The sequence below is a fragment of the Xanthovirga aplysinae genome (assembly GCF_009711365.1).
GTDB lineage: Bacteria > Bacteroidota > Bacteroidia > Cytophagales > Cyclobacteriaceae > Xanthovirga > Xanthovirga aplysinae.
Genome location: NZ_SMMB01001004.1, coordinates 1 through 6,493 on the forward strand (window position 1 = coordinate 1; position 6,493 = coordinate 6,493).

At 37.5% G+C, this 6,493-nt stretch carries 5 protein-coding genes; all 5 read left to right on the forward strand.

Annotation, left to right across the window (positions count from 1 at the left end):
- Positions 1-199 precede the first annotated feature (199 nt).
- The 5 genes from E1171_RS10150 to uvrB all read left to right on the forward strand — a co-directional run bounded on the left by E1171_RS10150 (position 200) and on the right by uvrB (position 6,489).
- The gene (locus tag E1171_RS10150) at positions 200-1,591 is read left to right on the forward strand and encodes a tetratricopeptide repeat protein (RefSeq protein WP_155205893.1); all 1,392 of its coding nucleotides are present in this window, start codon (positions 200-202) and stop codon (positions 1,589-1,591) included.
- A gap of 9 nt (positions 1,592-1,600) precedes the next feature.
- Complete coding sequence (locus E1171_RS10155; RefSeq protein WP_155205894.1) at positions 1,601-2,377, forward strand: phosphosulfolactate synthase; 777 nt, start codon at positions 1,601-1,603, stop codon at positions 2,375-2,377.
- A gap of 132 nt (positions 2,378-2,509) precedes the next feature.
- Positions 2,510-3,463: a DUF368 domain-containing protein gene (locus E1171_RS10160; protein ID WP_155205895.1), complete on the forward strand. Its 954-nt coding sequence runs from the start codon at positions 2,510-2,512 to the stop codon at positions 3,461-3,463.
- Positions 3,460-4,200 (forward strand): shikimate dehydrogenase family protein, encoded by a 741-nt coding sequence (locus E1171_RS10165; protein ID WP_155205896.1) that lies wholly within the window; start codon positions 3,460-3,462, stop codon positions 4,198-4,200. Before E1171_RS10160 ends, E1171_RS10165 begins: the two co-directional genes overlap by 4 nt.
- Positions 4,201-4,467: 267 nt before the next feature.
- Positions 4,468-6,489, forward strand: coding sequence for an excinuclease ABC subunit UvrB (gene uvrB, locus E1171_RS10170; protein WP_155205897.1), 2,022 nt, complete (start codon positions 4,468-4,470; stop codon positions 6,487-6,489).
- Positions 6,490-6,493: the final 4 nt, after the last annotated feature.

The following is a 6,493-nucleotide window of genomic DNA, read 5'->3' on the forward strand; positions in this document are numbered from 1 at the left end:
AGAGCAGATTTTAGGCTCTTTAATTCTTATGTTTCTGTTTTGTTTAAAATTAATTACATTAGCTTTTTGAAAGCGAAAAATTGTAAATAAAAGTTTTTTTCGACTGTTGTGGGTGAAAACCTTTACATGACAGATTGCTTATTTACAATAAAATAGGAGCAGTTTTTGACTGCTTTTTCTCCAACCTTGAATAGCGTAGATGGCTAAAAGCTTTGAAAATAGAGAAGAGGAATTAGTTAGGCGATTTGAAGCTTATATCAAGCAAGAAGCTCATTATTTTTTTGAAAGCGAGGACTTCGATCAGATCATCAATTTTTATAACGATCAACAAAAATACCAAGAGGCACTTCATGCCTGTGATCAAGGACTTAGTCAGTATCCTTTTTCTATTGAGTTACTTCAAGACAAAGCTCGGGTTCTTTCAAATATTGGGGAAGTTTCGCAGGCAATGGATTTAATTGAAAAAGCCGAAAATTTTCAGCCAAATGATCCCGAAACAGCTATTCTAAAGGGCTCTGTTTTAGCGCTATCTGGAAAAATAAAAAGTGCCATAGAATCATTTCAAAAGGCACTTCCTTATGCTGAAGAACCTGATGAAGTCTATTTTCAAATGGGGTTTGCACACCAACAAGAAGGCCAATATGAAGAAGCTATTCCCTACTATAAAAAGTCCATAGCTATAAACTTATCCCACGAAAAGTCCCTTTATGAGTTGGCTTACTGCCTGGATGTAATGGACCAGTTGGAAGAGAGTGTTAGTTTCTATGAGAAATTTTTAGATGAGGATCCTTACTCTCAATTAGCCTGGTATAACCTGGGAGTTGTTTACAATAAATTGGAGGAATATGAAAAGGCCATACAGGCATATGAGTATGCAACCTTAATTGATGAAAAATTCTATTCTGCCTTTTTTAATCTGGGAAATGCTTATCAAAGTCTTCAGAAGTACGATAAGGCGCTTGAGTGTTATCAAATCACCTTTAAAGGAGAAGGACCTGCTGCTGATGTATTTTGTTCAATGGGGGCAGTTTATGACAGTATTGACCAGCAGGAGTTGGCTATTAAATATTATCAAAAGGCGATAAGGGAGGATGATGAATATTTTGAAGCCTGGTGTGGAGTAGGGGTATGCCTTAATAAAAAAGAACGCTGGTTTGAAGCTATCCATTTTTTGAAGAAGTCACTCAATATTCAGGAGGATAATCTTATTGGGTGGATGGCCCTTGCTGAAGCTGAATATAAATTGGGCAATATCAATTCCTGTTTAGAGGCCTATGAAAATGCTAATAAATTTAAACCTGATACGCCTGATTTTTGGTTAAACTGGTCGCTGGTGTTATATGAACAAGAAAAAAATGATAATGCCTTTCAATTGATAGAGTTGGCATTGGAGGATTTCCCTGATCAGGCAGAGTTGCATTACAGGGGAGCTGTATATTTGCTAGCACAAGGCAATTACAAAGAAGCCTTTAAATATTTAGAAAATGGATTAATTTTGGATTTTGATAAACACACCGTTTTATTTGATTTTTTTCCTGCGGAAGAAACCCAAAAAGCTTTATTCAAAATAATCAACCAATACAGAAAATAAATATTTTTGATGAATTTCGAACTGAAAAACATTCCAGAACGCACATTAAAACCTAGAAATACGGGTTTTACCATGGCCATGGATAAAGGCCTTAGTCTTCGTGAAGTAGAAGATTTCCTTAGTGTAAGCCAGGACTATGTGGATATAGTAAAATTGGGCTGGACAACATCTATGGTAACCCCAAACTTAAAGGAAAAATTAAAAGTCTATAGAGAAGCCGGTATTCCTACCTATTTTGGTGGGACTCTTTTTGAAGCATTTGTGGTTAGAAACCAATTTGAGGATTACCAACGGCTTTTAGATAAATATGCAATGCCTTTTGCAGAAGTGTCAGATGGCTCCCTGGAGATGGACCATGGATTGAAATGCCACTATATTAATAAACTTTCTGAGCAAGTAACTGTATTATCAGAGGTAGGGTCCAAAGATGAGCAAAAAATCATCCCACCTTATAAATGGATCAAATTAATGCAAGATGAGCTGGATGCTGGCGCATGGAAGGTTATTGGAGAGGCTCGTGAGGGCGGTAATGTAGGGCTTTTCCGCTCAAGTGGAGAGGTTCGGTCAGGTCTGGTAGAAGAAATCTTAACCCAGGTCCCTTTTGAAAAAATTATATGGGAAGCCCCTAAGAAAGCTCAGCAGGTTTGGTTTATTAAACTTTTGGGTACAAATGTAAACCTAGGGAATATTGCTCCAAATGAAGTAATTCCGTTGGAAACTATTCGATTAGGCCTAAGAGGAGATACATTTGATCATTTCTTGAATCTAAAAACAATAGAAGAATAAAAACAAAAGGTCTTTGTTTAAAGGAGAATTTAGAAAAATTTCTTTAACACTCTGGTTCGGTCGTTATGTCCGAACCAATTCCCTTCAATAAAAAATTAACCTTATTCCTGTTAAAAAATATTTTTGAGCCAAATGAAAATCAGAAAAAATCTTTTACTCTTTCTAAAAGGAATAGGAATGGGGGGAGCGGACGTTGTTCCTGGTGTTTCAGGAGGAACCATTGCCTTAATAACAGGTATTTATGAAGAGCTGCTTAGTTCCATAAAGTCTATTGATATACAAGCTTTCCAACTTTTATTAAAATTTCGTATTGCCGAATTATGGAAACATATCAACGGAACCTTTCTGTTGACCTTATTTGCAGGTATATTTTTTAGTTTAGTTACCTTGTCCAAATTGGTAGTTATGGCCATGGAACATTTTCCTATCCAATTATGGTCATTCTTTTTTGGTTTGATCATTATATCTGCCTTTATGGTGGCTAAAGAGATTAAAGGTTGGCATTTCAGTACTTATTTAGCTTTTGCTTTAGGTACCATCATTGCCTGGCTGATTACCAGTGCAGCACCTTCTCATACTCCAGACACCGAAATCTTTACCTTTCTGGCAGGTTTGATCGCCATTTGTGCAATGATCCTTCCTGGTATCTCCGGAAGTTTCATCCTCGTGATCATGGGTAAGTACGAACATATTGTAAATGCCCTAAATAACATGGACATCATTAAGTTGCTGACTTTTGCAGCAGGTTGTGTGGTTGGTTTACTTAGTTTTTCAAGATTAGTTTCCTGGTTATTGAATAGATATCACAAGCTTACGATTGCAGTTCTATCCGGCTTTATGTTGGGATCTTTAAATAAAATCTGGCCATGGAAGGAAACGGTTTCTTATTATATGGATAGACATGGGATACAAAAACCCTTAGAGCAGGTGAATATATCTCCGGCTGCTTATTTGGACTCAAGTGGACAGCACCCCTATTTGTTGCAAGCGATTTTATTTATGGCGTTAGGGATTGGGCTAGTAGTGGGTATTGAATTGTTGGCAAAATCTTCATCTAAAGGCACATTAAAGAAAGAATCTGCATGAAATTTGGTTTAATTGGAAAAACCCTGGGACATTCTTTTTCAAAGAGATTCTTTACTGAAAAATTTATTAAACTAGGCCTTAAAGAGGCTAGTTATGAGCTTTTTGAAATCTCGCATATTTCAAAGTTTCCAGAATTAATAGAGAATTTTCCTGATTTGCTGGGCCTAAATGTGACAATTCCCTACAAAGAAGATATAATCCCTTTTTTGGATGACCTTGACACTAGTGCTAAAAAGGCAGGAGCGGTAAATGTTATTAAGTTTTTGCCTAATGGGAAAAAAATTGGTTACAATTCCGATTATTTTGGTTTCCGAAAATCACTAGAGAATTTTATTCCCTCAGATCATACTTTGAAGGCATTAGTTTTGGGTACAGGAGGAGCTTCAAAAGCGGTTTGTGCTGCTCTTAGGGACATGAAGATTCCTTTTCAAATCATTTCTCGCAAAAGTAGTGGTTCTATTTTAAGTTATGATGAATTAAACGAACAAGAGGACCTGATTGAAAACCATCAATTAATTATTAATACTACTCCCCTTGGAATGAGTCCTCATGTGGATTCTGCACCCCAATTAAATTATGACTGGCTTTCAAAAGGACATTATTTATATGACCTGGTGTATAATCCGGAAGAAACCCTCTTTATGAAAAAAGGAAAGGAAAAAGGTGCGCAAACTAAAAATGGATTAGAAATGCTTCACCTGCAAGCAGAGCGGTCCTGGGAAATCTGGAAGCAATAGACACTTTTCTTGCCCTATAAATCCTTTGTAATTTTATTCTCGTTTTATAAAGAATATAGAAAGGTATTTAAGAATTAGTCCTTAATTTCTTGTCTTTTAGATTATAGCATCATGATTTAAATCTGACAATAGCTTTATCAAATGCAATTGAGAAGAGTTAGATCTCACCAGTCCTTTGTTTTGTAAATCCTAATCCTCAAATCTGTTTTGGCTATTCTAGTTTAGGAGAGGGAATAGCAAAAATCAAATGGTTAAAAAATTATAAAGATGGATTTTAAACTGACTTCACAATTTGAACCTACCGGCGATCAGCCCAGGGCCATTCAAAATTTGGTAGAAGGGTTAAATACAAATGAACCCTTTCAAACCCTTTTGGGGGTAACCGGCTCTGGGAAAACCTTTACTATGGCCAATGTTATAAAGGAAGTAAATCGGCCAACACTTATTCTCAGCCACAATAAAACCCTTGCTGCACAACTTTATGGGGAGTTTAAACAGTTTTTCCCGGAAAATGCTGTAGAATATTTTATTTCTTATTATGATTACTACCAGCCGGAAGCCTATATTCCTTCTTCCAATGTCTATATCGAAAAAGATCTTTCCATCAATGATGAAATTGAGAAACTTCGGCTAAGTGCCACTTCATCCCTGCTTTCAGGAAGAAGAGATGTTGTGGTCGTTGCTTCAGTTTCTTGTATTTATGGAATTGGAAATCCAGAAGAATTTGGAAAGAACATTATCCACTTAAAGGTAGGAGATGTAGTCTCCCGAAATCAATTTCTTTTTTCTTTGGTAGATATACTTTATAGCCGGACAGAGGCGGAGTTTAACCGAGGTAATTTTCGGGTAAAAGGTGATACTGTTGATGTTTTTATTGCCTATGCAGATTTCGCTTATCGTATCTTCTTTTGGGGAGATGAAATTGAAAGCATTCAGCGAATTGAACCGCATTCGGGTAAAAAATTATCGGATGAACAAGCCATCACCATATTTCCTGCTAACCTGTTTGTAACTGGGAAAGACAGCCTCCAACAGGTGATCCATGAGATTCAAGATGATATGGTAGGTCAAATTAAGTACTTTGAAAAAGAAGGAAGACCCCAGGAGGCCAAGCGAATTAAGGAGCGAACTGAGTTCGACCTGGAAATGATCCGAGAATTGGGCTATTGTTCTGGCATTGAGAATTATTCTCGTTATTTTGACAGGCGACATGCAGGTCAGCGCCCATTCTGTTTGCTTGATTATTTTCCCGATGATTTTCTGTTGATGATCGATGAAAGCCATGTTACGGTTCCTCAGATTCGTGCCATGTGGGGTGGAGATCGCTCCCGCAAGACCAATTTAGTGGAGTACGGTTTTCGTTTGCCCTCTGCTTTGGATAACCGGCCTTTGACATTTAATGAATTTGAGGAGATGATGGGGCAAACGATTTTCGTCAGTGCTACCCCTGCCGATTTTGAATTAAGAAAATCAGAAGGAGTAGTAGTGGAGCAAATAATTCGTCCAACTGGTCTCTTGGATCCTGAAATTGATGTCCGTCCCAGCCCAAATCAAATTGATGATTTATTGGAAGAAATCGACCAAAGGGTGCATGCGGATGAGCGAGTTCTGGTAACCACCTTGACGAAGCGAATGGCCGAGGAACTTACCAAATTTTTGGAACGTGCCAATATTCGATGTCGTTATATTCACTCTGATGTTACTGCATTGGATAGGGTGGAGATCCTTCGGGAACTTCGATTAGGGATATTTGATGTATTAGTTGGTGTGAATTTACTACGAGAAGGGTTGGATTTACCAGAAGTTTCTTTAGTTGCCATTTTGGATGCTGATAAAGAGGGTTTTCTTAGAAATGTACGCTCTCTGATTCAAACTATTGGTCGCGCAGCACGTAACGAGAAGGGAAAGGTGATCATGTATGCCGATAAGATTACAGATTCCATGCAGACGGCCCTGGATGAGACCAGCCGTAGAAGAAAAATTCAGATGGAATATAACGATGAGCATGGTATAGTGCCAAAAACAGTCCGTAAGTCTAAAGAGGCAATTTTAGAACAAACGGCTGTGGCTGACTCCAAAAAAGGTACTAAATCATACTATGTAGAACCAGAGAGGACAACAGTTGCAGCAGATCCGGTAGTTGCCTATATGGATAAAAATAAATTAGAGAAACTAATTAAAGAAACCCAGAAAAAGATGGAAGCAGCGGCCAAAGACCTTGATTTTATAGAAGCAGCTCGTTACCGTGATGACTTGGCTGATCTAAAAAAAATGGTTAAAGAGAAATAAATTT

Bases quoted from the DNA above. Each gene is read 5' to 3' on its own strand.
- E1171_RS10150 (WP_155205893.1), top strand. From the start codon at position 200: ATGGCTAAAAGCTTTGAAAATAGAGAAGAGGAATTAGTTAGGCGATTT.
- E1171_RS10155 (WP_155205894.1), top strand. From the start codon at position 1,601: ATGAATTTCGAACTGAAAAACATTCCAGAACGCACATTAAAACCTAGA.
- E1171_RS10160 (WP_155205895.1), top strand. From the start codon at position 2,510: ATGAAAATCAGAAAAAATCTTTTACTCTTTCTAAAAGGAATAGGAATG.
- E1171_RS10165 (WP_155205896.1), top strand. From the start codon at position 3,460: ATGAAATTTGGTTTAATTGGAAAAACCCTGGGACATTCTTTTTCAAAG.
- uvrB (WP_155205897.1), top strand. From the start codon at position 4,468: ATGGATTTTAAACTGACTTCACAATTTGAACCTACCGGCGATCAGCCC.